The sequence below is a fragment of the Croceitalea sp. MTPC6 genome (assembly GCF_036985525.1).
GTDB lineage: Bacteria > Bacteroidota > Bacteroidia > Flavobacteriales > Flavobacteriaceae > Croceitalea.
In genome coordinates, this window is record NZ_BTGR01000002.1 from 124,535 (window position 1) to 150,349 (window position 25,815).

The following is a 25,815-nucleotide window of genomic DNA, read 5'->3' on the forward strand; positions in this document are numbered from 1 at the left end:
TATAAAGACCTTAGCTGAAAATTAAGCTATGTCGGCAAAGAATATTCGATTAGAAGTAATGCAGGCCATTGAACCAAAAGTAGCAGGGTTTATGGAGGATTTCTTGGTGCCACCTGAAAAGATATGGCAACCGACAGATTTTTTGCCCAACTCCCAAGAAGATACTTTTTTTAATGAGGTTGAACAAATTAGGGAAGAATCTAAAGAATTAGGGTACGACTTTTGGGTGACTTTAGTCGCGGATACCATTACTGAAGAAGCTCTACCTACCTATGAATCTTGGTTGATGGATGTCGAAGGAATAGATCAGCATGATGGAAAGGAAAACGGTTGGGCCAAATGGGTGCGTGCATGGACTGCTGAAGAAAATAGGCATGGTGATGTCCTTAATAAATATTTGTACCTATCTGGTAGGGTAGATATGAAAGAAATTGAGATTACTACACAACATTTAATAGCTGATGGATTTGATATTGGGACGGATAGGGACCCATATAAAAATTTTGTCTATACTACTTTTCAAGAATTGGCGACCAACATTTCCCATAAACGAGTTGGGAAAATGGCAAAACAAAAGGGCAATACACTTTTGGGGAAAATGTGTACTATTATTGCAGGTGACGAAATGCGCCATCATCTAGCTTATCGCGAATTTGTAAAGACTATTTTAGGTCAAGATCCAAATGGAATGTTATTGGCCTATGCAGACATGATGAAAAAGAAAATTGTGATGCCCGCTCATTTTTTACGAGAATCTGGAGGAGAGATAAGCACTGCTTTTGAACTGTTCTCTAATTGTGCTCAGCGCTTGGGTGTTTATACCGCTCAAGATTATATAGATATACTTAAGAAGCTAAATGACTACTGGGATATAGGTAATTTAGGACAACTTTCTGACCAAGCTGAAAAAGCTCGTGATTATTTAATGAAATTACCAGATAGGCTACAACGAATATCTGAACGTATGATATTTGAGCAAGAACAATATAAGTTCAAATGGGTAGAAGCTAACGGAATGTTGTAAAAAAACCGACCTCTTCAGAGACCGGTTTTTATGTTGGTTATTTAAAATAGGGAGTACTACAGCTTTCCTCCTTTATGTTCATCTTGCCATTTTGCAAGTTTTTTCCAGTCTCCTTTATAAGCCATTTTAGATTGCATTGGCCACGAAGCTGGATCGTGTATACGATAACGATCTCCACCAGAGTTTAAAACTTCTTGACATTTGGCTACGGAAGCTTCAGAAAGTGCTTTCCAAGTTTTGATATCAAAGTTATGGAAGAGGCCCTCTATTTTTGGCCCAATACCCTCAACTATTTTAAGATCATCTTGTTTAATACGTTTACCAAAAGCAGCTTTTGCTGCATTCGCATCAAATGCTGCAGGGGCAATGGAAGCAGCAGCAACCTTGGCTTTTGGCGTAGCCTTTTTCTTTGGAGTAGCAACAGGTGCAGCAACTAACTTTTTGTTACAAGCATCCAAATCTGCTTGTAAACGTGTATTTTTATCTTCTAAGGCTTTAAGCTCAGCAGAATTATCAATTACTTCACTTTTGCCTTTACCCCAGTAATAACCTATAATGCCACAAAGCAAACCAGTAAGAAGCGGGATTAACCAGCACCAGATATTCATATTTTCAAAATCCATCTTTTATATTTTTAGTGTTGTATTATTTAGTTTAATGTTACTACAGTTCTTCTGTTTTTAGACCTACCCTCTTCAGTTGCATTAGTTGCAATTGGCGAATCTGGTCCTTTAGAACTTGTTTTTATTTTTGAAGCTTGAATCCCATTTTTTATTAGGTAGGCCATGGCAAAGTCTGCACGCTCCAATCCTAACCTAATATTTGTGGTTCTAGAACCCGTGTTGTCTGTATGGCCTACCACACTACAGGTAGAATTATCGACCTTGTCCAAATATCTAGAGATTTTAGCTACTTTCTCCCTTTGTTCTGGGGTTAGGTTAATTGCCGCTTCACCAGTATTAAAATACAGAACCAAAGGATTGGCTTTTATTTCATCATAAAGTGCTTTCAATTGTTCTTCGGAACCTTCAGCTTGCTGGGTAATCTCATAGGTAACGGGTCCTAAGAGCGTATTATCGAGAGGCAAAAAATCATCCATCAACCTTCCGAAGGTGTTGGTTTGAGCTGAAGAAATACCTTGTGAAACAAAATAATTTTTTACTTTATTGGCCCTAGCTAATCCTAGATTTGGAAAAGCGGTATTATTTGTTTCTTCTCCTTTGTACAAACCAGTAACATTAATAATCCTACTAGAATTTTCAGATAGATAAACTCTCAAATTTTCTATCCCGTCTCCAACCTTGTCCGATAAAGGTGTTAGAAAAGAAGCGGAAGAAAGATTGAAGTTAAAATTGTCTTGAACCTCAAAGGCGTAGTCCCCATCTTTAAATGAGAAAGGGAAAGAAGTTGCATCAGGTTCTTTTTTGGGTGGAACTATTTCATTTTCAACTGCTTTAGTATCGGTATCACCCATTTGGTTTCCGCATTCACTGCAACAGCTTAGATAAAAATAGATTCCTGCTAGGATGACAATAATCATTCCTAGTAGATATCTTAAATTTCTACTCATGTTAATTATAATTAGTGTTTATGTCTACAAAGTATTAAAAATCTCTTAAAAAAGTTAAAATCTTGACATTAAATCTTAATTACCAAATAGTTGGGCATAAAATTTTATCGGCAATCTCAAGGTTATGTCTTTGCCAAAAAGAGATTAAAAGTTACCACACACACAATTTTCTCTACCAGTTGTATGAGTGTAAATCGGTTTCTTAGGGAATAACAAGAAATTAGAGGAAAATTTTGGTAATAACCCTGTTTCTCCCGACAAAGTTCCGGCATTGAGATAGGGTTTTCAAATATTAAGTTTGAGTTAGTTAAGTTGGTTTTAAACCGTTGTTCTTAGTGGGGCAGCGGTTTTTATTTATTAATCAATCCTAGTAACACTTATGCTATTATAGATTAAACTTAATCCCTTGTGCCAGCGGTAATTCTGTAGTGTAATTTATGGTATTGGTCTGTCTGCGCATGTAAATTTTCCATGCATCCGAACCACTTTCACGACCACCACCAGTTTCTTTTTCTCCACCAAAAGCGCCACCAATTTCTGCACCAGAAGTGCCGATATTGACATTTGCAATACCACAATCGCTTCCAGCGGCTGATAGGAATCGTTCAGCTTCCCTAAGATTATTGGTCATGATTGCTGAGGATAAACCTTGTACTACACCATTTTGTTGTGCAATAGCATTTTCTACCTCACCAGAATATTTAAGCAAATAGAGTATTGGAGCAAAAGTTTCTTCTTGAACAATGGTAAAATTGTTGTTCGCTTCCACAATAGCAGGCTTTACGTAGCAACTACTTTCGTAACCTTCTCCTGTGAGTACTCCACCTTCAACCAAAACAGTACCGCCTTCTTTTTTTGCTTTTTCCAAAGCTTTACGGTACATATTTACAGCGGCAGTATCAATTAAGGGTCCAACGTGATTGTTTTCATCCAAAGGATTACCAATTCGCAATTGCTTGTAGGCATCGACCACAGCATTTTTTACTTGCTCATACATTGATTCATGAACTATTAATCTACGTGTTGAGGTACAACGTTGCCCAGCAGTACCAACCGCACCAAATACAGCTCCGATCACAGTCATTTTAATATCAGCATCTGGAGTAACTATTATTGCATTGTTGCCGCCAAGCTCTAGTAAAGATTTACCTAATCTACTTGCAACAGCTTGTGCCACAATCTTCCCCATTCTAATAGAGCCTGTTGCAGAAATCAGAGGAATGCGTTTATCTTGGGTCATGAACTCTCCAACTTTATAATCCCCATTTATTAAACATGAAATACCTTCTGGTAAGTTGTTGTCTTTTAATACTTCAGCGATAATATTTTGACAAGCAACACCACATAAGGGCGTTTTTTCCGATGGTTTCCAGACACAAACATCGCCACATATCCATGCCAGAGCAGTATTCCATGCCCATACGGCTACGGGAAAGTTAAAGGCTGAAATAATACCAACAATTCCTAAAGGATGATATTGCTCGTACATGCGATGTCCGGGTCTTTCAGAATGCATAGTTAATCCATGCAATTGTCTTGAAAGGCCTACTACAAAATCGCAGATGTCTATCATTTCTTGGACTTCACCAAGACCTTCCTGGTAAGATTTCCCCATTTCATAAGAAACCAGTTTCCCCAAAGGCTCTTTAAGTTCTCGAAGCTTTTCTCCAAATTGGCGTACCATTTCACCTCTTTGGGGTGCAGGAACCACTCTCCAATGACTAAAAGCTTTAGTGGCGCTATCCAATACTTTTTCATAGTCTTCTTTTGTCGTGCTCTTTACTTTACCAATTAAAGTACCATCAACAGGGGAGTAAGACTCGATAAGACTACCAGAACCAAAATTGATAGAGCCAGTAGAAGTGCCTGAATTTATATCTTTTAATCCCAGTAGAACGAGGGCTTTATCTAAACCAAAAGCAGAAGCAATTTTTGACATTTTATAACTTTTTGAAAAGGTATTGTTAGATTTTTCACAAAACTACAAATAATAGTCCTGTTACTACGTTCCTAATTACGCAAAATCAAATCGAATTATTAGCCAAAAAACCATTGCAATAAGAGCTGGAACAGCTTGAACGAAGAATATCTTTTTTGAAACCGAAATACCACCATAAATCCCAGCGACCGCAACACAGGAAAGAAAGAATAAAGCGACATTTATTGCCCATAGAGAGTCATTTATGAACATTGACCAAATTAAACCCGCAGCAAGGAAACCATTGTACAAACCCTGATTTGCAGCCATACTTTTGGTTGGTTCAAATAAATCTGAAGGAAAATTTCGAAACACTTTTTTTCCTCTGGTTGTCCATGCGAACATTTCTAGCCATAAAAAGTAAATATGCATTAGCGCGACCAGTGCAGTAAGTATTTTAGCTAGTATTGGAATCATTTTGTTTTTCTTGTAAGGTATAAAATCATTTTCTAAGAGTAAATACAAATAAAAAAGGCCTGTATTACTACAGACCTTTTTCTCCAAACCTCAAATACTTAATTTAAAACACTTATTTAATTTTTAACCAAATACTATTATTTTTTAAAGAATAACTGCGTATAATATAATTTACCTTTTTTATCAGCTTTTACACTTATAGTGGTATGCGTAAAATCTCCTTCAATTGTTTTTTTGTGTGAATTACTATTTAACCAACCGTTTAATGCTTGCTCAGCTTTAGGATAATTTTTGGCTACATTTTCTTTTACTATGGTAGCACCAGTTTCGTTAGATATACTATTTGCCCTTTCATTAAAATTATCATGGCTTATTTTTCCTTTCGCAATCATATAGTCTGTATGCTCGTTAGCGTACTTATGGGTGTCATTGCTGAACTCCAGTTTATTTAACCCCATTTCTTCCCTATGGGAATTTACGATATCCAGTACTTCTTTTTCTACAGTAGAAGCATTGGCTTCAACACTTTCTATTAATGTATCCTCGTTATTAAACAGTGCTTCTTCATCTTGGATTGAAGGAGCGGTGCAAGAAGTTAAAACTGCAATAAAAAACAATAAAAATGCGTAACGTAATTTCATGATTTGGGGGAATATTTTCATTCTACTTTGCAATTGATTATTTATCATTTGCTCTGCGAACCTACAACCAACATTAACTTTATGGAACAAAAAACCTATATGATGCTATAAAATTTCGACAATGTGTAAAATAGGGATATATAAGGGCTTATCGATGAAATACAAAGAAATTTTCATCGTCTAAAACATACATTTCATGCCTTTTTTAGCAGTTTGGCGTAATAAACCTTCTTTTTAACCATGTAAGAAAATACGTGTTATAGAGCAAATGCAAAAACTATCGTTAAACTACAATAAGTACAATTGTATTTTGTTATTTGAAAAAAATATGGGTGTAGTATAAATTGCCATTAGAATCTTTTTTTACACTTAAACCCGTATGTGTAAAATCACTTTCTATATTTTCTTTATGTTCGGGGCTATTGATCCAACCCTCAAAAACAGCTTTGGCGGATAAGTAGTCCTTGGCAACATTCTCACCAACTTCCTTGGCATTTGCTTCAGATGAAATTTTTGAAGCTCTTACATTAAAATTATCATGGCTTATACTTCCTTTTGAAATCATATAATCATTGTGGTCATTTGCATAATTGTACGCAACTACATTTAGAATTAATGGGCTTAAACTTAAAGACTCTCGATGGGAGTTTATAAGCTCCATAACTTGAGTTTCCAGTTTAATATCATTAACGGAATTTAGTTGCACTATTTCTTCTCTGGACTCAGAAGAACATGATAAAGTAAAAAGGATACCTATAAAAAATAGTTGTCTTAAAAATACTGCCGTTCTCATTAGTGTGTTCTTTAAAGAGGCAGTTCAAACGAAGATTTTGGGGAAACTTCATTTCTAACTTTCGTAGAAACAAGAAGGCAATATTACTTATTTTTTTGAAAGGATACGGTCAGGAAATTACGTTTTTCGGTATGGGGTAATATTTATTGGAGGAACTACAAATTTGAGTTGTCCGTTTCGGTTTTTGGATTGTCTTCTTTTAAACCCCAGCTAAAGATAAACGCCCCAATATCCCTAACGGGACCATATAAAATAGACTCATTTTGGGTTTCTTTATTTATAAAGTTCAATGATGCAGTTGCTTTTTCAAAAAATATTAGCATTGCTCCTAAAATAATGGCCACTTTTAAAGCCCCAAAAATTCCTCCAGCTATTTTATTCAACAGACCTAGCATAGCAAAGTCTGCAATCTTAGTGAGTAATTTACCTGCAAGGCCCACCAAGACAATAATGGCAATAAATGTAATTAAGAAGGCAGTTACTTTAATGTATTTTTCGCTCCACTCCATATTTTGATAGAGATAATCACCTGCGATATAAGAGAAATGAATCGCCCCGTAAATACCAGCTACCAATGCAACTAATGATGCGAGTTCTACAAACAATCCGTTTTTTAGTCCTTTATAAAGTCCCCACACCAGAAGAATGCCCAAAACAATATCCAAAAAACTCATGATAACAGTGTTTTAACAAATATAGGATATTGATTTGTACCTTTGATTTTTGGTTATTTTATGGCTAGAGATACTGTTTTAAAAGAGCGTTGGCAAATACTTACAGAAAAGCTTTCTGAACAATTTGCTGATGGTGATATTCTGGAACTGGATGCTATTATCTACTTAGTGGGCTTACAAGAGTTGGGGCAATACCAAAAAAAATATAAAAAAGACGAAAAGGTTCATTTAATGCATATAGCTATCTGTAGGCTTTTGGAGCCTTATGGCTATTATGAGTTTGATTTTTTTGATGATGATGGCTGGCCCCATTATACTGTTAAGGAAGAGTTACCGCCTCTTAAAGCTGGAGAACAAACCGTTTTAATGAAAGAAGCAATCGTTAATTACTTTATAGAAAAGGAATACATCTTATAATGGAATTACAAAAACCTTATTATGCTGTAATTTTTACGAATACAAGAACACCAAGTGATAACGGATATGGAATCATGGCGGAAGAAATGGAGAAATTGGCACGTAAACAACCTGGTTTTTTAGATTTTGAAAGTGCCCGCTCAGGTTTGGGAATATCTATTAGCTACTGGAAAACAAAAGAAGCTATAGCCAATTGGAAAGCCAATATAGACCATAAGGTTGTACAACAAAAAGGCATGGAGGAGTGGTATTCTTGGTATAAAGTGAGAATATGTTTGGTTGAACGAGAGTACGATTTTGGGAATAAGCCATTGGGAATAAGCCATAATAATTAGATAAAAACAAAAATAGCATAGAGTAGCATACTAATTTTTTACATCTTTGCATAAAGTCGCTATAATGAAAAAGAAAACTAGATTTTCTAATCTTGAACGAAAAGAAATAATTCAACAGCTTTCCAATGAAACGTATGATTTGGTTGTTATTGGAGGTGGAATAACTGGAGGGGGTATTGCACTTGATGCCGCTTCTCGTGGAATGAAAGTAGCTTTGGTAGAAAAAAAAGATTTTGCTTCTGGCACTAGCAGTAAATCTACAAAATTGATTCATGGAGGACTACGGTATTTAAAACAGTTCGATTTTTGGTTGGTAAAAGAGGTTGGTTCAGAGCGTGCCATCGTTCACAAGTTGGCACCACATTTGGTATTGCCTGAAAAAATGCTTCTACCGTTAATCGAAGGAGGTTCTTATGGTAAGTGGCTTACCTCAATTGGTCTAAAGGTCTATGATATTTTAGCACAGGTTACAGGTGATGATAAGCGACAAATGCTAGAAAAAAAGGAAGCATTAAAATTAGAACCATTGTTGCCTAAAAAAATCCTCAATGGAGCAGGATATTATGCAGAATACCGCACGGATGATGCTAGGCTAACCATCGAGAATATAAAAACAAGCCTTAATTATGGGGCAACAGCGTTGAATTATGCCGAGGTAGAAGACTTTATTTATGAAGACGAAAAAGTAGCTGGCGTAAAAGTTATGGATGTTGCTACTGGGATTCAGTTTAACATTAAATCAAAATATGTAATTAGTGCGGCCGGACCGTGGGTGGATGAGTTAAGAAGTACCAATAATTCCAAAAAAGGAAAACGTCTTCATTTGACCAAAGGGGTGCATCTGGTATTTCCATTTGAAAAACTTCCAGTAAAACAATCTGTGTATTTTGACATCCCAGATGGGCGGATGATGTTTGCGATACCTAGGGGGAAAATAACTTACGTGGGAACAACGGATACGAACTTTAATTTGGATAAGGATAATGTAAGAACGGATATAGCAGATGCCATTTATTTAATTTCTGCTGTAAATAATATGTTCCCTGAGATTAATTTAGAATTGGATGATATCATTTCGTCATGGGCGGGTCTTAGACCTCTTATTCACGAAGAAGGAAAATCTGCTTCTGAGCTTTCCAGAAAAGATGAAATTTTTACTTCTGATACTGGATTGGTAAGTATTGCTGGTGGTAAACTTACCGGGTATCGTAAAATGGCCGAACGTGTTGTCAATCGCATTGCCAAAAAGATGGAGGAAGATTACGGGGTGGATTCCGAGGAATGCACTACGGATAAAATCCCTTTATGCGGCAGTGATTTTAAAAAGTTCAAGCATGTAAAAAAGTATATCTCTGAAGTTTTTGATAGAATAAAAGGAGATGGTTTTACAGAATATGATGCTTGGTATTTAGTTACGAATTACGGCAAACAAACTGAGGATATACTTTTGGGATATACTTCTTTTGAAGATAAAGAGGCTCATTTAAGAATGTTACGAGCTGAGCTACAGTTTGGTATTGAAAAAGAAATGGTTTTGAACCCAATGGATTTCTTTATCCGTAGGACTGGTCGTTTGTATTTTGATATTGAGAGTATTAGAACCTATATGGGGCCAGTATTAAATGATTTTGAAAAGGCTTACAATTATGATGAGGCGCAAATTTTAGACTTTAAAGAGAAATTGGAAGCAGAGTTGGATACCCATTCTAATTTTTCTTTGGAAAGAGCCTAATCAATCTTATCTGTTAGTTTTTTAAAAGTCTTTTTGACGTCCTTATTTTCATAAAGTACACTATAAACTGCATTAATTATAGGTGTTTTAGACTTTTTTTCGTGTTTTTGGTTGAGTAAATGTGCACTTTTTGTGGCATAATACCCTTCGGCGACCATATTCATTTCCATCATGGCACTTTTTACCGTATACCCTTTACCAATCATATTCCCAAACATGCGGTTACGGCTAAATGTTGAATATCCTGTCACTAAAAGATCTCCTAGGTAAGCAGAGTTATTGATGTCACGCTTCATTTTATGGACACGGTCGATAAAACGTTTCATTTCGCGAATGGCATTACTCATTAATACACTCTGGAAATTATCCCCATAACTTAGACCGTGTGCAATTCCGGCAGCTATGGCATAGATGTTCTTTAGCATGGCCGCATACTCAGTTCCAATAATATCATCAGATATTTTGGTTTTTATATAATGACTTTTTAAATGGTCTGCCAATAATTCTGCTTTTTCTTCATCTGCGCTTGCAATGGTTAGGTAGGAAAGTCTTTCTAGCGCAACTTCTTCAGCATGGCATGGCCCTGTAATCACGCCAATATTTTCAAAGGGAATTTTATACTTTTCATAAAAATGTTCACCGACAATCAATCCAGTTTCGGGAACAATACCTTTTATGGCAGAAAAGACAATTTTGTTTTTGATTGATACCGTTAATTTTTGAAGCTCCGTTTCTAAAAAAGCAGACGGAATTGCAAAAACAAGAATATCAGTCGCCCCAACTGCTTCATCTATGGAATTTGTTAAAACTATCCGGTCGTTATGTAATTCTACGGAACTTAAATAGTTGGGATTATGCCCTTCTTTTTTAATGTGTTCAATAGCGTAAGTACTACGCATATACCAATGTACATCATCTGAGTTTTCAGTCAACATTTTAACAATGGCCGTTGCCCAACTCCCCCCTCCTAAAACAGATATTTTCAATTTGTACAGCTTTAAGCTTAATAATGTAGCTAAGGTAGAGAAAACCTATTATTTAATATAAATAATTGATTATAAGCATGATATACAATTTGGCATGGTGCTTGGTTACTATTATACAAATCATTAAACCAAAAAATTATGGGAACAAAAAAATTACTATTTGGAATATTGGGCATTGCACTATTGGCTAGTTCATGTTATACAGAAGTCATCTTAGATGATAATATAATTGTAGAATCACCTTTTAATACGGACAGGGCATTACAATCTTATGACTTGTGGTACGTAGATATAAATGCCACAGAAGGCAATGGGGAAATACCTTTTTTACAACGCGCATTTACCATCTCTTTTAACAATGGGATTGTGTTTGCCAACAATAATATAGTGGGGATTGGTAAAACGGGTGATGGCCTTGGTATAGATGTAGGTTCTTACGGAACTTTGAACGGAGTTGTAGAAATTGACCACGATGTCGACGGACTTTGGGCATTGGAAGTTTATGCTGTTAACAATAGTACTTTGGAGCTTTATGATTCTAGGTCAAACACATCTTACTTTTTAAACGGTTATCAGCGCAATAATTTTGATTATGATAGGGTCTTTTATGAGAACATAAATTACTTACTTCAGGAGTATGGTGCTTGGGAAAAAACATTTACAAGTGAAGTAGGTGCATTAAATGAATTTGATGATGAAAACTTTTTACAATTCTTCTCAGATGGTGGAGGTTACTTTAGGTCTTCAATAGATGCTTCAGGTACACCCTTAGCAAATCTACAATGGGATTATGAAGGAGATTATGAGGTCTTTGATACCAATGATGAAACCCTTAAAACTTTAACATTGGATTACGATTTTCTGGGCAATGATTACTTTGAACTTTACGTTATTGATGATAGTACTGTAGAACTTTACCATGTAGCTAGTGAAACGGTCTATGAGTTTGGTGGCAGAGGATTTGTACAGTATTTGAAGTCCGAAAATGGAGTTGAAAAAAAGCGGGTAAAATCTGCTAACAAAAAGATGAATGTTACACGCAAGCGTAAACTGTAAGGAATATAAATAGTCCACGACTATTACAATAAGTTTTTTGGTTGGTTATTTAGTTAGAAACCGCCCCAGAGCATCTTAAGCCCGGGGCGGTTTTTTTGTGCTATTTTTCATAACTTTCTAGTTATGAATATAAAAGAAGGCAAAATTGAAATGGCCAACAAGGCACATAAGGATATCCCAGGAAACCCGTCAACCGCTACAAGCAGTAAATTAAGATTAAACGATCGGTCTAACAGAAATGCCCTGAGAGTGCTTTCGGAAGAGGATTGGGAATTTTGGATGCATAACGGATATATAGTCATTAAAAATGCAGTTCCAAAAAAACAGGCAAAAGCTACAGCAGATTTTTTATGGGAGTTTGATGAAAAGGACCCGAACGACTCCAATACATGGTATGCTCCTCCAAGGGCAGAGATAAAAATGAAAGAACTTGCTGGAACAGGAATGGTAGAAGTATATAACCATCAGTACCTATGGAGCAATAGACAAATGCAACGTGTACATGATGCCTTTGTAGATGTTTGGGGAACGGAGAAACTATGGGTTACCATAGATAGGGCGAACTTAAATTTTCCTCAAAGACCCGATGAGGAGAGAGAAGGATTTATCCATTGGGATTATGACCCAGAAACCAAACCACAAAATGTGCAGGGAGTATTGGCGCTTGCAGATCAAACAGATGATAATATGGGTGGTTTTCAGTGTATTCCTTGGCTCTACAGAAACTACGATACTTGGAAATTGAGCCAACCCGATGACAGGGACCGTTTTCAACCAAGCTTGGATGGCTTAAAAGATAAAATCGTAAAGGTTAAAATGGAAGCTGGTGATTTATTGATTTTTAACAGTACGGAACCCCATGGAATTCGTCCAAATAGGTCAAAAGATAAAGTGCGTATTGCGCAGTATATTTCAATGATGCCTGCCGAAGAGGATAACGATAAGTTACGTAATTGGCGTATTAACTCTTGGAAGCATAGAATAGCACCAGAAGGTTATGCTTTTCCTGGCGACCCTAGGAAATGGGAGCAAACAAAATATGAAACTGCTAAATTAAATGAGCTGGGAGAGAAATTATTGGGCTTAAAAAGTTGGTAAATCACCATATTCTTAAAAATTTGATTTTCTGTGGCTTACTAAAGTAATAGTGCTATTTTTGCCGGCTTCAAACAGGTTATCATGAAAAAATACCTAAACCTTTTCGACTTTAAGCAAAAAGTAGACTATAAAACTGAAATCCTTTCAGGGCTTACAGTTGCATTGGCACTGGTTCCAGAAGCTATCGCTTTTGCACTTATTCCAGGATTTTCTCCACTCACAGGACTTTATGCTGCTTTTATTTTGGCTTTAGTTACTGCAATTTTGGGTGGACGACCTGGAATGATTTCTGGAGCTACAGGAGCTGTAGCAGTTATTTTTGTGGGGTTGATTCTTGAGCTAAAAAACACATTTCCTGGGATTGAACCAGAAACCATATTGAATTATGTTTTTGCTACAGTTATTATAGCAGGGGCATTACAAATTTTAGCTGGAATATTGCGCTTGGGAAAATTTATTCGTTTGGTTCCACACCCAGTAATGTTTGGTTTTGTAAACGGTCTGGCCATAATCATTTTTATGGCGCAATTTCCTAATTTTTATCAAAAGGGAACAGAAGAGTTACTATCAGGTTCTCCTATGTATATTATGTTGGGGCTAACACTTTTAACCATGTTTATCATATGGGGCTTGCCAAAGTTGACCAAAGCTGTTCCTTCATCTTTATTGGCAATTGTAGTGGTTTCGGCAATAGTTATAGGTTTTGGAGTTGATACATTAACCGTAGCGGATACCATGCGTGAAGGAGAATCTATAAAAGGTGGTTTTCCGCCACTTTCAATACCACAAATACCCCTAACTTGGGAAACTTTTCTAATTATTCTTCCTTATGCTGGTATTGTAGCAGGAGTAGGCTTAATAGAGAGTTTGTTAACGTTGAATATTATTGATGAAATAACCGAAACCCGCGGTCGAGGAAACAAAGAATGCGTAGCGCAGGGAACAGCAAACATTTTATCTGGATTTTTATCTGGTATGGGTGGCTGTGCTATGATAGGTCAGAGTTTAATTAATACCTCATCTGGGGCCAGAGCTAGACTATCTGGTATAACTGCTGCAATTATGCTTTTGGTATTTATCATGTTCGGTAGTAGTCTAATAGAACGTTTACCTATGGCAGCTTTAGTAGGGCTAATGTTTATGGTAGCCATTGGTACTTTTGAATGGGCCAGTTTTAAGACCTTTAGAAAAATGCCAAATTCTGATGTTGTGGTAATGATTTTAGTAACATTAATTACAGCGATAACCCATAACTTGGCTATAGCAGTTTTATTGGGTGTTATTATTTCTGCATTAGCATATTCTTGGGAGAATGCAAAACGGATTCGTGCTAGAAAGCATATCGATGAAAATGGCATAAAGCATTATGAAATTTATGGGCCATTGTTCTTTGGCTCTACAACACTATTTGGGGAAAAATTTGATGTTCAGAATGACCCTGAGGAAGTTATTATAGATTTTCAAGAGAGTCGTGTTGCAGATATGTCCGGGATAGAAGCATTGAATAAAATCACGGAACGTTATGCCAAAGCAGGTAAAAAAGTGCATCTAAGACACTTGAGCAGAGACTGTGTTAGATTGTTAAAAAATGCTGAGGATATTATTGAGGTGAATGTGATGGAAGACCCAACCTATAAAGTGGTCGTAGATAAAATAAATAAGGAAAAGGAAGAAGGGAATAACCCTTTTAAACTTTGGGGGCTTTAATTTTCCTTAGTTTTTCCAGTGAAAACATTCATCCCCGGATTTACAGGATTTCCTGAAGCCCTACGTAAAACTACAATTTGCCCCGTATGGTAAATGGCATCTGCTATAGGTCCATTGAGCATATTCCAAAATGGGAAATCAAATTGTTTATCACCACGTTGAAAAATGACTTTAAAACTTTCGATTTCACCAGCAGTTTTTCCCAGAGATAATTCGCTTGCCTTCTTAAGATTAAACAAAGTCTTCTCTCTTAATTCCTTATAACTAAAGATGGTGAAATCCATAGGCCTCACATTTGGCTTGTTCTCTGGAGCATTGACTATGGTTAATGAGAGACCATACAAATGTTGTAATGTTTCCAAGGTGGTTCTTCCGTTTTCTGAAGGCTTATAATTTAAATCATCAACTGTTAATCCTTCAGTTGCCCAATAATAACGATAACCCAAACCGTCTATCATTCTGCTTACTAAATTACCTGAACCATAATCTTCTGGATAATCTGGAATTTGGTGGTAGGGAAGTTTCATGTCTTGTGCTTGAAGATAAAGAGTGAAAAATAATATAGGTAAAAAAAGAAGTTTGTTCATGATCAATTATTGAGACGATAAAGTTAACAGTTAGTTTTTTCGCAAGCTCCAAACTTCATAAAGTGGATCCCCTTTACTGCTATATCCCGAATGGTGCCAATCACCATCTTTTAATTCAAAATCAAATTTAAGGCTAGCTCCAACCCTTGAATCATCCCTAGAAAAGAACTCAATATTTTCAGTGTACTTACCATCAATAGTAGTATAAGTTCCCCCACCTGTTCCCATAAATTGTTTGGTTTCGGTATTATACGCTATCCATTGAAAACGAGTTCCTGAAAGTATCTTCATGGTCTTTCGAGGTCTATTGATGTCTCGTGTCCTAAATTCCCCATTACGTTTGCGGCCAGACATTAACCATGCACCCGAAAGTGCTCCAGGCGTGCCATCATCAATACGCTTAAGTGTCATGTTATCACCTTTCATATTTAGCTGGTTATTTTCCAATTTAATTTCATATGACTTTGTAGTACCAATCCTATCGGGATTTTCAGTGTCAAATTCAATAGTCTGTGCAATGGTATCCCCATCCATAGACCAAGAGCCTCCAAAAGTGGCCATAAAAGCTCCGGTTTTAGCCTCGAAAATGGTTGCTACATGATGGTATTTAGTAAACACAAAAACAATTTTAAAATCTCCTCTGACATGATCAGAGTCAATAGGTATCTTGGTTTCCCATGCTCCAACAATCGATTGTGATTGCAGTAAATTACTGGTAACAATGAGCAATAATAAAAGACAGATTTTTCTCATAATTCTAGAGTTTGTAGTATAAAAAATGCCGTTACTCTACTGTACGAGTAACGGCACCTAAATTGTTTGATTTTTTTAATTATAGGGTGCGTAGATACTCTGCCACATCACGTGCTTCATCCTCTGTTAGGTTTTGATTTAGCATTATGGCATTGTTATACTCTTTCAGGAGTGCTTTTGCAATAGGGTCTTCTTTTAGCATTCCATCAGGATTTAAAATCATATTCATTACCCATTCCGGACTTCTTCTCTCATAAACACCTTTCATCGCAGGACCAATCATTCGTTGCTCTGCCATATGACAAGCCACACAGATAGCATTAAATTTAGCTTCACCACGAGCAGCCATTTCAGTGTCGATATCATCATCAAAATCCAAATTCTTAATAGGACCTACCCCTTTGTTGTCTAAATCTATAGGGACTCCTGCACTTTCTTCTTTTTTGTCTGCAGATTTGGTTCGACTTACCTCAAAACCATCTTTCTTTTCTTCTTTCTTTCCTCCGCAACTCGCTATAAAAGCTCCTAAGGCAATGAGTAGAATTACTTTTTTCATTTTACTGTTTTTTAATCGTTACATGGATTAGGACTACTAATATAAGTTAAACTTAGCGCGCTTACAAAACCTATTTGTTTTTGAAACAATATGCTAAACAGTGTTTAAAAACTCTACACCTCTTTTTTCTGCGTAGCTTATATTTTTTCTTCCCCAAAAACCAACATGACCACCAAAATCTGGCACTTCAAGGTGAAGGTTTGGATTTTCCAAAGCCTCGTCATAAGGATAACAATCGTTACCTAAGAAAGAATCGTTCTTTGCATTAAGAATTAAACCGGGAACCGTAATCTTATTTAAAAATTGTTTGCAACTACATTTTTGATAATAACCGTAAGCATCTACAAATCCATGCGCTCTGCTTGTGTAGACATCGTCAAAATCTTTAAGTGTCGCTATGGATTTAATTTCTTCTATTGAAATTTTATCTGGGTAATGTTGTTGCTTTTGATAAAGCTTTGCCAATAAGTGCTTTTTAAAACGCTTGGAGTATATGGCGTTTTTGGATTTTAACAGCTCATCACTAGCACTTTTTAAACTGCATGGAACCGATACCCCAACCACACCTTTTAATTGTTGTGGAATTTTATTGCCTTCCCCTAAATATTTAAGTGCCAGATTTCCACCAAGGCTAAATCCCATAATATAGATTTCCAAGTAAGATTTGTTATTTAGTATATGTTCTATAACTTCAATCAAATCACCAGTTGCACCAGAATGGTAAGATTTAAACAAACGATTTTGTTCTCCACTACATCCCCTAAAATTTACGGCACAGGCATCAAAGCTGTTTTGGTTGAATTTTTTTGCACTTCCGGTGATATAATGTCTTTGTGCGTTTCCTTCCAAGCCATGCAATAAAATCACAACCTTTTTTGTGGGGGTTTTGCTTTCACTCCAATCCAAATCCAAAAAATCACCATCAGACAAGGTCACCCTTTCCCTTTTTTGAACCAAACCATGTACTTTTCTAAAAACACCGGAGTAAATGGTGGAAAAGTGACCGTTCCTAAAGGGAAAGGGTGGCTTATAGCTTGATGGCACTAAAGGCATTAGTACAAAATATTGTGTATGGGCTTGGTCTTTTCCGGTAGGTTTTCCTCATCGAGCATATCCCGTAAATCTATCTCAATAGTTTTGCATAGAGCAGTCATGGGCACATCATTGATTCTCCCTTCAAAAGGATCTTCACTATTACTGCCAATTTTTTCCATAGTCGTAAAAATCCAAGAAATCAAAACCGAAAAGAAAATCATTAATACAATGTACCACCAGTTGTTCCCTACTTCCAATTCCATAAGTTGAGATTCAAAAACATTCAACAGTCCAAAGGGTAGCAACAAAACAAAAATCCAAGTAAATACGGTACTAAAATAGGCATATTGCCTTGGAAAAGGGGTATTTTTGATGCGTTCACACTTGCCTTGTAGGTTATACATTTCCTCTAAATTATTATGAAAAAGTTGCTTATCAAACTCAGTTATTTTTTCTTCAGCTAAAAGCTTTTTTAGTTGTAAACCTTGATTTTTAATTAAATGGGTCGCCACGTTTTTACGATTCTCCAGATCTTCTACTTCTTCGGGACCAAGAAGTAGTTCAAAACCATCACAAGCAGGGTTGCGTTCCCCATGTTTGTTAAAAAGACGTTCTACTGCGCGGGTTTCTTTAATCGAAAAACTATTGGGTTGGCGAAGTTGAATTCTAAGTGCGTTGATCCAAGCAATATGTCTGTAGATCAAAGTAATTTGTGCACCGCGGTCATTTTCCACTAAACTAAGTACATTATTTGCCCATGTTCTGGAGTAGTTAACGATGCCTCCCCATATTTTACGACCTTCCCAAAAACGATCATAACTCTGACTGTTTTTAAAACCAATATAAAAAGCAACCGCAATACCTATAACCGATAGTGGCTGAAAAGGGATATCAATATGTTTCCATTCTAAAATATGGTACAATGAAAAAATAATAGTTCCATAAAGGATAAAAAACAGTAGATTTTTCCAAGCAAAGCGCATAATAATGCCCCAGCCTATGTTTCTTTTAATATACATGTAACTAGATTAGGTCTTAAAATTACTTAAATCTTTCAGAATTATCTTTTAGTTAAAGAGAAAGATAAAGTTTGTTGTATTTTTAATTACATGAAGCTAAGAAGTAAAAAATGTACTCACTTAGACGCAATATCCTTGGTTAAGGAGGCATCAAATTATGAATGTGAAACCTGTGTAAAAACTGGAGGCACATGGGTGCATTTGCGAACCTGTCAAGAATGTGGCATAACATTATGCTGCGATAGTTCACCAAACAAACATGCAAGTAAACATGCTGCTTCTCACGGCCACCCGGTCATAAGTTCTGCAGAACCAGGTGAAAATTGGTTGTGGTGCTACATTGATAAAACGATAACAAAATATAAGAAATGAAAGACCCTAGATTTCCAGAACTTACTCCAAGGCAAATAACAATCTTAAAAAATTATGGTAAGGTTGAGAGTTGTGAAACCAAGACCACACTGTTTAGTTTGGGGGATCTCCAATATGACTTTTTTGTGGTATTGGAAGGAGAAGTTAGTATAGAAGACCCATACAATAATGATACTATTATTGTGGTACATCAAAAAAATGAGTTTACTGGCGATAGTGGAATGCTGTCTAATAGAGGAGCACAATTTAATGCTATTGCGAAACCAAATACTTGTGTAATTAGGATAAAGCCAAAAAAACTAAAAGAAGCTATTGCAAAGCATAGTGATATTAGTGATGTTTTATTGAATGCTTTTTTACAAAGACAGGAAACTGTTTTGAGTGAATTTGTTGGAGGAATTAAACTTTTAGGCTCAAGTACTTCAAAAGAAACGTATGCCATTCGCGATTTTATGGACAAAAACCATATTTGGTATAACTTTTTGGATGTGGACACTTCTGAACAAGCTAAGGAGTTACTCAAAAACTTTAACCTTTCCATAGATGATCTTCCTATTTTGATCAATAGTGATGCCAAAGTTTGTCAGAATCCATCTTTAGATGAATTGGCACGTTATGCAGGAGTCTTGATGGATTTTGAAGACAAGGTCTTTGATCTTTTGGTAATTGGCGCGGGTCCTGCTGGTCTGGCAGCTAGTGTTTATGCAGCTTCTGAAGGCCTTAGTGTGGTTACCATAGACAGTAAATCTCCAGGAGGACAAGCAGGGAAAAGTTCTAAGATTGAAAACTATCTGGGCTTTCCTACGGGTATTTCAGGTAGTGATTTAGCGAACAGGGCTTATGTACAAGCACAAAAATTTGGTTGTAATATCTCAATTCCCCACAAAGCGGAAAGTATTGAACATACAGGCAGCCATTTTATTCTCCAAGCAACCAACGGAAAAAATATAAAGACAAAAGCGATAATGGCAGCCACGGGAGCTAACTATCGTCAACTACCTATTGAAAACATTGAAAAATACGAAGGCAGCGGAGTTTATTATTCTGCTACCGGGATGAATGCTTCGGCATGTATGAATGAGCTTGTAGGTGTTGTTGGAGGAGGAAATTCTGCAGGTCAAGCAGCTTTGTTTTTGGCAAATCATGCCAAAGAAGTCAATGTGATTTTGAGGAGTGGTGATCTGGGGTCCAAAATGAGCAATTATCTCGTGCAAAGGATTGAAGCAGCAGAAAACATAAAAGTTCACCTAAATACGGAAGTAAAAGAATTACATGGTCAGTTTCATTTAGAATCATTGGTTTTAGAGAATAGGGAAGGAACACTTAAAGAAGAGAACATAACAAACCTATTTACATTTATTGGCGCAAAGCCTTGCACAGATTGGTTAGACGGACTTGTGGCTACGGATGAGCGAGGGTTTATTTGCACAGGTTCAGGAATTGAGGAAGACGACTTGTTCAAATGTGAAATCTTTAGAAAACGTAAACCACAATCTTTGGAAACCAGTATTCCAGGATTTTTTGCAGTTGGGGATGTACGCAAAGGCTCAGTAAAAAGAGTTGCCTCTGCAGTTGGCGAGGGGTCTATGGCCGTAAGCCAAGTGCATCAATTTTTGACAGACCTTAAGAATACCGAAACAGTTGAAGCCTAATTTATTTTGGAAAGGTTTGGAGTAGCTTGTGTTGTTCCTCTATAGAACTTTTGAACTCGTCTTTAAGTTGACTCACTAGATCCGCTACGGGAATGGTGTTTTCTATAGTTGTTACTCCTTGTCCAGCGGACCAAATGGTTTTCCAAGCTTTGGCTTCAGTATCCAATTCTTTTCCAAAGTCAATTTTAGTGTCTTTTTTAAGGTCTTCTTCGGTAAGACCAGCGGCTTTTAAACTTGCGGCCAAAAAATTTGCATGTACCCCAGAAATTGCTGCTGTGTATGTAACATCACTAGCTCCAGCTTCAATAATCATGTCTTTATATTCTTGCGGGGCTTTGCTTTCATCGGCATTGATAAAACGAGTTCCCATGTATGCTAAATCTGCTCCCATTTGCATTGCTGAAGCGATATCACGCCCTGTGGAGATACAACCAGAAAGTATTATGGTTTTATCAAAGAATTTTTTGATTTCTGCTATCAGGCTCATGGGGTTTATGGTACCTGCATGTCCCCCTGCACCAGCAGCAACCAGAATTAAACCATCAACTCCCGCACCTGCTGCTTTTTCGGCATGGCGTTTTTTGATCACATCATGAAAAACCAATCCCCCATAACTGTGTATGGCATCTATGACCATCGATACCGCCCCTAGAGAAGTGATTATCAAGGGCACTTTATGTTTAATACACAATTTCACGTCCGCTTCCAATCTAGGATTTGTTGGGTGAACAATAAGGTTTACTCCAAAAGGAGCTGGTTTTTTTCCTGTTTCTTTTTCAAAATTGGCTAAGGCCGATTTAATTTCAATGAGCCATTCTTCAAAACCCTCGCTGGTACGTTGGTTCAAAGCAGGGAAAGTACCTACAATACCATTCTTACAACATTCGATGACCAGTTTTGGTCCCGAAATCAAAAACATGGGTGCAGCTATTGCTGGTAAGGAAAGGTCGTTGATAAACGGTGCTTTTGTGCTCATAGTTCAAAATTTAATTGACCTCTAGTAAAGAGGTTTTTCAAATCTATGTTATTTTTGGCAACTCTTATGCATGCATAACAAAAATTGCAATTATGTTTTTAAAAGAATTTGACATCCGTTGGAGCGATTTAGATGCCAACAGGCACTTGGCCAACTCTGCCTATATTAATTTTATGAGCCATACCCGTATGGCATACTTAGGGCAATTGGGCTTTAACCAAAAGACCATGGCGCAATATAATATTGGTCCTGTAGTATTCTATGAACATATGTATTATTTTAAAGAGGTATTTGCTGGGAAACCGGTACAGGTTTCTTTGGGCTTTAAAGGCATGAGCGAGGATGGAATGTTCTTTGAGTTTGAACATAACTTTTATGATGCCAAGGGCAAAAACTTTGCACGTTGTGAAATGATGGGCGCTTGGATGGATTTAGCAGAACGAAAATTAACTGGGCTACCCCAAGTTTTTATGGATGCTTTTGATCAAGTGGAACGCACTAAAGATTTTAAGATTTTGACGAAAGAAGATACCCGAAAATTTGCTCGAGTACCTAAGGATTTGAATTGATGCTAGGCTTTTAAAAAAAGGGTTGGTCAAAGAATTATCAATTAATACTATCTAACATTTTTTTTGAACGATTTGAAACAGATTTTCGTTTGTCCTTAGCTAACCTTTTCAAATGTGGCTTAATCCACACTTTTAAATCTTCATCTTTTTTAGACCATTGAGTCAATGTATCCATTGTTTGGTTCAAAACAATCCAATCGTTGTGATTCACAAGATTGTTTTTCATAATCTTTTTAGCCTGTTCAATTTGTTTGTCATCCATATCCTTTTCGAGCATACCAAAAGGCTGTGATAAAGTCCATTTTGTTGATGCTTGGTCAATATTAGCAATGTCAGTCAAAAATTGATCAACATAGGGAACTAAGATTGCCTTTTTCGCTTTACAAATCCGTTTCATGGCATTTGACGTCCGTAATCTAACAATTTCGTCATTACTGAAATAGCAATTAAACAATTCGTTGAAAAGCTCATTTTCTGCCAATACTTCTTCAACAACTTCTATGGTGTTCCCCAATGAATTTGGATGTCCACCTTTTAGTCGGTTTTCAAAATTTTTCATTCAGTTACAATGTTTTTTAAATGTGTGTTAACAGTGTCGACTATGAATATTAGCGGGTTTTTACTAATTAGTTTTCCAGTCTTGCACTGACCTTAGTTTTGTGTTTATACTGTCGTTTTATCGCTTAAACTGCTATTACTTAATACACATTGTTGTGGCTAGTTTTTCTTTCTAATGATTTTTACAATTCGGTTAATTGTAATTTCCGATAAGTTCCATTCATAACCATTAAAATCTGTTGTATTAATAAATTGAATTACTACCGCGTCTATATCCTTGTGGTATTCTGCAAGGCTTTGATAGCCAATAACCAACCCCCCATGATTGTATTCGTAGGGATAGATTTCCTGTTCTCCTTCGTTAAATACTGAACCATTGTTTAAGGCTCGCAAGAATATACCAACATCTTCTGCTGTTGCCAACATTCCGTATTCATTAGCTTTAAAATCTTCGTCATGCCCAACATAATATCCGCTCATTACATCATCTAAATCAACTTCAGAAATCGAAAAAAAAGTATTTTTTAGTTCTAGGGGAATCAATATTTTCTCTTTAATATACTCATGGTGGCTATATCCTAATATATCGTCCATAATCCTGCGAAGCAACAAATAATTTGTGTTTGAATACTCATGCCCCTTATCTGGTTTAAATCTTGCTGGTAAGTCTAGGGCAAAATCTAGGGCATCTTTACTATTCTCCTGTTCATTGTCCCAAAAAGCGGGATTGTCTGTGAAATTTGGAATACCAGAACGATGTTGAATCATCATCTGCAAAGTGATTTTTTCTGAATTTTCAATTCTACCTTTTAGTTCTGGAAGATAATCGACAAGTGTTTTGTCAAAAGCCAAACGCTTTTCTTTGACCAATTTAGTGACTGCTACAGCCGTATATAACTTGCTAATGCTGGCAATTTTGAACAATGATTTTGGGTTGGCAGGTATTTTTTTTTGTCTATCCTTCCAACCACCTGTGTAAAATGTTGGTGGCTTCCCTGTTTGGTCTACGTAAACAATCATGCCATCAAATCCATGTCCAATTGCCTCATCTACTTGTTCTTGAACAGTTTCGGGGAGCGGTAAAATCCAAGCTTTTACCAAAATCCAAGGAACGAAAAACATGGATATTGCTGTTCCAAGGAGCAACAAAATTCGTATAATCCACCTGACTTTTTTGTTTTTTATCATTTTCTGTTTTAGTCTGTGGTTGTTGCATCTACTTCCTCTATAATCAAATGCCCTAATTCTGTTAATTGATGATATTGATTAATCATCGTATCGAATTGCCATGCAGCTAAACTAATAACATTTCTATAAGCTGGTTTCGCTGTATATTCAATAAATGTCTGGTCATATTCCGATTGAGGTGTGGCTTTTGTTGCTAAAGAATCTAAGGACATAAATGCAGAAGCCAAAATAAGTGACCTATCGAATTGCGTATCGAGATAATTCTCCTGGTGTACTGTATATTGGTTATAACTCTTCTCATTTTCTGCAATAATATCTACTAAACCGTGATATTTAGCCAAAAGTGAATCAAGCTTCGTATTGTTTATTTTACCATAATATTCAGAATTTTTCAATGATTCATAACCACCTGAATTCGGTTTGAAATAGAAATCGACAAAAGCAGTACCACTTATCTTGAACAAAAAAAGATTATCATTTTCAGTCTTACTTAAGATGCTATTTCGTGCTTTTTTACAGAGGTCTGCAATTTGTTTTCTTCCTTTTGATAATTCTTCTAACTGCTTCATATCTTCCAATGTATGGGATTTGATTTTTATCAAATATTCATTCAAGGATTTTTTGTCTTTTACTGACTGATTCCAATTATTTATCTGAAGTGCAATCAAAATCCCGATTACTACCAATAGAATTTCTCCTAAAGCATAATTTAGATATTGAATTTTTTTATTGTCCAAAATCAGCTTTTGTCTTACTCTTCTGAATAATCTCATTATGTTGGTTCAAATTAGCCACAACAATTATATAGATCATTAATAATCTATATAATATCTTCTATGTACGGAACTAAGATAACCAGAAAAATATCGTTGGCTAACTACGATTTTACCTTTACTTTTTTACTTGCTAAATACACACCCAATAGTAGTAGCCCAGTGGCTATAATTTTAACCAAAGTAAGTACATCTTTCCCTGTAATTACAGCAAATAGGATACCTATGAGTGGCTGTAGGTATATAAAAGCCCCTATGGTGGATGCTTTAAGTTGGGTCATTGCAAAAATATTGAACAGGTAGGTCAAAAAAGTAGTGCAAACAATGACAAAAACTATGGTTCCATAGGCCCATAAAGGCATAGTGGCCCATTGGATTTCCAATAGTTCTGGCAATCCTATTGGAAGGTTAATCAACACTGCAATAAGAAACAGCCATCGCATTAGCGTAAACGGATGGTACTTTACCAATAGTTTTTTGGCCACGATAAGATAAGCACCATAGGCGGTTGCGTTAATGATGTAGAAAATGTTGCCTAAAGCAATATTAGGAGCATCTTGCCGCAGTTTGGCTCCAAAAAGGATAAGCGTTACGGCACCAATAAAACCTAAGGCAATTCCAAGGCCTTTATTTAATGTTATTCGTTCCTTTAAAAAAATTGCAGATAGGATAATCACTATAATTGGACTTATCGTCATTAATACAGAACTATTAATTGGAGTAGAAAGTTCCAATCCTTTAAAATAGGCCAACATATTAACGACCATGCCCAAAATGGCAGCTAGGAACATTCTGCCCCAATCTCTTTTTTCAATTTTTTCTTTTGGGCCTAGAAATGAGATGCTCCAGAAAAGTATGGCCACTCCTACAACCCTCATGAGAATAAACCCAGAAGGTTTTACATAATCTGGCATTACCCCTTTAGCAATGGTATGGTTTAAAGCATATATGGTAGTTGCCCCAAAGGCTGCTAAAAAAGCTAGGGTTCTTTTACTCATTAATGCAGTGCTGCCTTAGCTCCTTCAACAGCTTTTTTGGCATTGCCAATAAAGATTTGGTCGTCTACCACAACAACAGGACGTTTAAGAAATGTATAATGCTCAAGAATCAAGTTTTTGTAGTCATCTTCACCCAACTCCTGGTTATTAAGTCCACGTTGGCGGAACAACATAGCACGTCTGCTGAACAATGATTCATAAGAGTCGGTCAAAGCTCGCATTTCTTCCAGTTCTTCAGGTGTTACTCCTTTTGACTTTATTTCTCTCAGCTCAATTCCATCAAGGGGTTCCAATTCTTTTAAGATTTTTTGACAGGTCTTGCAGGTTTCTAAGTGGTATATTTTTTTCATA

At 36.4% G+C, this 25,815-nt stretch carries 29 protein-coding genes; 10 read left to right on the top strand and 19 right to left on the bottom strand.

The window, feature by feature from the left end:
* Positions 1-28: 28 nt before the first annotated feature.
* Complete coding sequence (locus tag AACP56_RS04980) at positions 29-1,024, top strand: acyl-ACP desaturase (protein ID WP_339336436.1); 996 nt, start codon at positions 29-31, stop codon at positions 1,022-1,024.
* A gap of 56 nt (positions 1,025-1,080) precedes the next feature.
* Here AACP56_RS04980 and AACP56_RS04985 read toward each other — a convergent pair whose 3' ends face one another.
* The 7 genes from AACP56_RS04985 to AACP56_RS05015 all read right to left on the bottom strand — a co-directional run bounded on the left by AACP56_RS04985 (position 1,081) and on the right by AACP56_RS05015 (position 7,097).
* Positions 1,081-1,647, bottom strand: a complete 567-nt coding sequence (locus AACP56_RS04985; RefSeq protein ID WP_339336438.1) for a hypothetical protein — start codon at positions 1,645-1,647, stop codon at positions 1,081-1,083.
* A 26-nt stretch (positions 1,648-1,673) separates the two neighbouring features.
* Entirely contained in the window at positions 1,674-2,594 is a 921-nt protein-coding gene (locus AACP56_RS04990) for an OmpA family protein (RefSeq protein WP_339336440.1), read from the bottom strand.
* Between the two features lie 385 nt (positions 2,595-2,979).
* On the bottom strand, positions 2,980-4,533 hold the full coding sequence (gene amaB, locus AACP56_RS04995; RefSeq protein WP_339336442.1) for an L-piperidine-6-carboxylate dehydrogenase: 1,554 nt from the start codon (positions 4,531-4,533) through the stop codon (positions 2,980-2,982).
* Between the two features lie 75 nt (positions 4,534-4,608).
* Complete coding sequence (locus tag AACP56_RS05000; RefSeq protein ID WP_339337025.1) at positions 4,609-4,986, bottom strand: DUF1304 domain-containing protein; 378 nt, start codon at positions 4,984-4,986, stop codon at positions 4,609-4,611.
* Positions 4,987-5,126: 140 nt separating this feature from the next.
* On the bottom strand, positions 5,127-5,630 hold the full coding sequence (locus AACP56_RS05005; protein ID WP_339336444.1) for a CAP domain-containing protein: 504 nt from the start codon (positions 5,628-5,630) through the stop codon (positions 5,127-5,129).
* A 313-nt stretch (positions 5,631-5,943) separates the two neighbouring features.
* The gene (locus AACP56_RS05010; protein WP_339336446.1) at positions 5,944-6,423 is read right to left on the bottom strand and encodes a CAP domain-containing protein; all 480 of its coding nucleotides are present in this window, start codon (positions 6,421-6,423) and stop codon (positions 5,944-5,946) included.
* Positions 6,424-6,578: 155 nt separating this feature from the next.
* The gene (locus tag AACP56_RS05015; RefSeq protein WP_339336448.1) at positions 6,579-7,097 is read right to left on the bottom strand and encodes a CvpA family protein; all 519 of its coding nucleotides are present in this window, start codon (positions 7,095-7,097) and stop codon (positions 6,579-6,581) included.
* A gap of 60 nt (positions 7,098-7,157) precedes the next feature.
* Here AACP56_RS05015 and AACP56_RS05020 point away from each other — a divergent pair, with 60 nt between their 5' ends.
* From AACP56_RS05020 to AACP56_RS05030, 3 genes are all read left to right on the top strand, one after another.
* Positions 7,158-7,514, top strand: a complete 357-nt coding sequence (locus AACP56_RS05020; protein WP_339336450.1) for a hypothetical protein — start codon at positions 7,158-7,160, stop codon at positions 7,512-7,514.
* Positions 7,514-7,849 carry an antibiotic biosynthesis monooxygenase family protein gene (locus AACP56_RS05025; protein ID WP_339336452.1) on the top strand — a complete coding sequence of 112 codons (336 nt, stop codon included), beginning with the start codon at positions 7,514-7,516 and terminating at the stop codon, positions 7,847-7,849. The genes AACP56_RS05020 and AACP56_RS05025 overlap by 1 nt, the downstream gene beginning before the upstream one ends.
* A gap of 64 nt (positions 7,850-7,913) precedes the next feature.
* Positions 7,914-9,581: a glycerol-3-phosphate dehydrogenase/oxidase gene (locus tag AACP56_RS05030; RefSeq protein WP_339336454.1), complete on the top strand. Its 1,668-nt coding sequence runs from the start codon at positions 7,914-7,916 to the stop codon at positions 9,579-9,581.
* Here the strand turns inward: AACP56_RS05030 and AACP56_RS05035 are convergent.
* Positions 9,578-10,576 (bottom strand): NAD(P)H-dependent glycerol-3-phosphate dehydrogenase, encoded by a 999-nt coding sequence (locus tag AACP56_RS05035; protein WP_339337026.1) that lies wholly within the window; start codon positions 10,574-10,576, stop codon positions 9,578-9,580. The genes AACP56_RS05030 and AACP56_RS05035 overlap by 4 nt on opposite strands.
* Positions 10,577-10,705: 129 nt before the next feature.
* Between AACP56_RS05035 and AACP56_RS05040 the strand changes: the two genes are divergently transcribed.
* The 3 genes from AACP56_RS05040 (at position 10,706) to AACP56_RS05050 (ending at position 14,428) form a co-directional block, all read left to right on the top strand.
* Positions 10,706-11,623 (top strand): nicotinic acid mononucleotide adenyltransferase, encoded by a 918-nt coding sequence (locus tag AACP56_RS05040; protein ID WP_339336456.1) that lies wholly within the window; start codon positions 10,706-10,708, stop codon positions 11,621-11,623.
* Positions 11,624-11,746: 123 nt separating this feature from the next.
* Complete coding sequence (locus AACP56_RS05045) at positions 11,747-12,721, top strand: phytanoyl-CoA dioxygenase family protein (RefSeq protein WP_339336459.1); 975 nt, start codon at positions 11,747-11,749, stop codon at positions 12,719-12,721.
* An 81-nt stretch (positions 12,722-12,802) separates the two neighbouring features.
* Entirely contained in the window at positions 12,803-14,428 is a 1,626-nt protein-coding gene (locus AACP56_RS05050; protein ID WP_339336462.1) for a SulP family inorganic anion transporter, read from the top strand.
* On the opposite strand, the gene AACP56_RS05055 is transcribed toward AACP56_RS05050, so the two are convergent.
* From AACP56_RS05055 to AACP56_RS05075, 5 genes are all read right to left on the bottom strand, one after another.
* Positions 14,425-15,015 carry a DinB family protein gene (locus AACP56_RS05055; RefSeq protein ID WP_339336464.1) on the bottom strand — a complete coding sequence of 197 codons (591 nt, stop codon included), beginning with the start codon at positions 15,013-15,015 and terminating at the stop codon, positions 14,425-14,427. The genes AACP56_RS05050 and AACP56_RS05055 overlap by 4 nt on opposite strands.
* Before the next feature lie 30 nt (positions 15,016-15,045).
* On the bottom strand, positions 15,046-15,768 hold the full coding sequence (locus AACP56_RS05060; protein WP_339336466.1) for a membrane or secreted protein: 723 nt from the start codon (positions 15,766-15,768) through the stop codon (positions 15,046-15,048).
* Positions 15,769-15,847: 79 nt separating this feature from the next.
* Positions 15,848-16,324, bottom strand: a complete 477-nt coding sequence (locus AACP56_RS05065; protein ID WP_339336468.1) for a c-type cytochrome — start codon at positions 16,322-16,324, stop codon at positions 15,848-15,850.
* A gap of 93 nt (positions 16,325-16,417) precedes the next feature.
* Positions 16,418-17,377 carry a YheT family hydrolase gene (locus AACP56_RS05070; RefSeq protein WP_339336470.1) on the bottom strand — a complete coding sequence of 320 codons (960 nt, stop codon included), beginning with the start codon at positions 17,375-17,377 and terminating at the stop codon, positions 16,418-16,420.
* Positions 17,377-18,378, bottom strand: coding sequence for a bestrophin family protein (locus tag AACP56_RS05075; RefSeq protein WP_339336472.1), 1,002 nt, complete (start codon positions 18,376-18,378; stop codon positions 17,377-17,379). The genes AACP56_RS05070 and AACP56_RS05075 overlap by 1 nt, the downstream gene beginning before the upstream one ends.
* Before the next feature lie 90 nt (positions 18,379-18,468).
* On the opposite strand from AACP56_RS05075, the gene AACP56_RS05080 reads away from it, so the two are divergent.
* Positions 18,469-18,750: a UBP-type zinc finger domain-containing protein gene (locus tag AACP56_RS05080; RefSeq protein ID WP_339336474.1), complete on the top strand. Its 282-nt coding sequence runs from the start codon at positions 18,469-18,471 to the stop codon at positions 18,748-18,750.
* Positions 18,747-20,402 (top strand): FAD-dependent oxidoreductase, encoded by a 1,656-nt coding sequence (locus AACP56_RS05085; protein ID WP_339336476.1) that lies wholly within the window; start codon positions 18,747-18,749, stop codon positions 20,400-20,402. The genes AACP56_RS05080 and AACP56_RS05085 overlap by 4 nt, the downstream gene beginning before the upstream one ends.
* A gap of 1 nt (position 20,403) precedes the next feature.
* Here AACP56_RS05085 and AACP56_RS05090 read toward each other — a convergent pair whose 3' ends face one another.
* Complete coding sequence (locus AACP56_RS05090) at positions 20,404-21,378, bottom strand: NAD(P)H-dependent flavin oxidoreductase (protein WP_339336478.1); 975 nt, start codon at positions 21,376-21,378, stop codon at positions 20,404-20,406.
* A gap of 92 nt (positions 21,379-21,470) precedes the next feature.
* On the opposite strand from AACP56_RS05090, the gene AACP56_RS05095 reads away from it, so the two are divergent.
* Complete coding sequence (locus AACP56_RS05095) at positions 21,471-21,947, top strand: acyl-CoA thioesterase (protein WP_339336480.1); 477 nt, start codon at positions 21,471-21,473, stop codon at positions 21,945-21,947.
* 37 nt (positions 21,948-21,984) lie between these two features.
* Here the strand turns inward: AACP56_RS05095 and AACP56_RS05100 are convergent, their stop codons facing one another.
* The 5 genes from AACP56_RS05100 to AACP56_RS05120 form a co-directional block, all read right to left on the bottom strand.
* The gene (locus tag AACP56_RS05100) at positions 21,985-22,506 is read right to left on the bottom strand and encodes a hypothetical protein (RefSeq protein WP_339336482.1); all 522 of its coding nucleotides are present in this window, start codon (positions 22,504-22,506) and stop codon (positions 21,985-21,987) included.
* Positions 22,507-22,664: 158 nt separating this feature from the next.
* Complete coding sequence (locus tag AACP56_RS05105; RefSeq protein WP_339336484.1) at positions 22,665-23,693, bottom strand: serine hydrolase domain-containing protein; 1,029 nt, start codon at positions 23,691-23,693, stop codon at positions 22,665-22,667.
* A gap of 8 nt (positions 23,694-23,701) precedes the next feature.
* Positions 23,702-24,466 carry a DUF6090 family protein gene (locus tag AACP56_RS05110; RefSeq protein WP_339336486.1) on the bottom strand — a complete coding sequence of 255 codons (765 nt, stop codon included), beginning with the start codon at positions 24,464-24,466 and terminating at the stop codon, positions 23,702-23,704.
* Positions 24,467-24,570: 104 nt separating this feature from the next.
* Entirely contained in the window at positions 24,571-25,464 is an 894-nt protein-coding gene (locus tag AACP56_RS05115; protein ID WP_339336488.1) for a DMT family transporter, read from the bottom strand.
* Positions 25,464-25,814: an arsenate reductase family protein gene (locus tag AACP56_RS05120; RefSeq protein ID WP_339336490.1), complete on the bottom strand. Its 351-nt coding sequence runs from the start codon at positions 25,812-25,814 to the stop codon at positions 25,464-25,466. Before AACP56_RS05120 ends, AACP56_RS05115 begins: the two co-directional genes overlap by 1 nt.
* Position 25,815 lies beyond the last annotated feature (1 nt).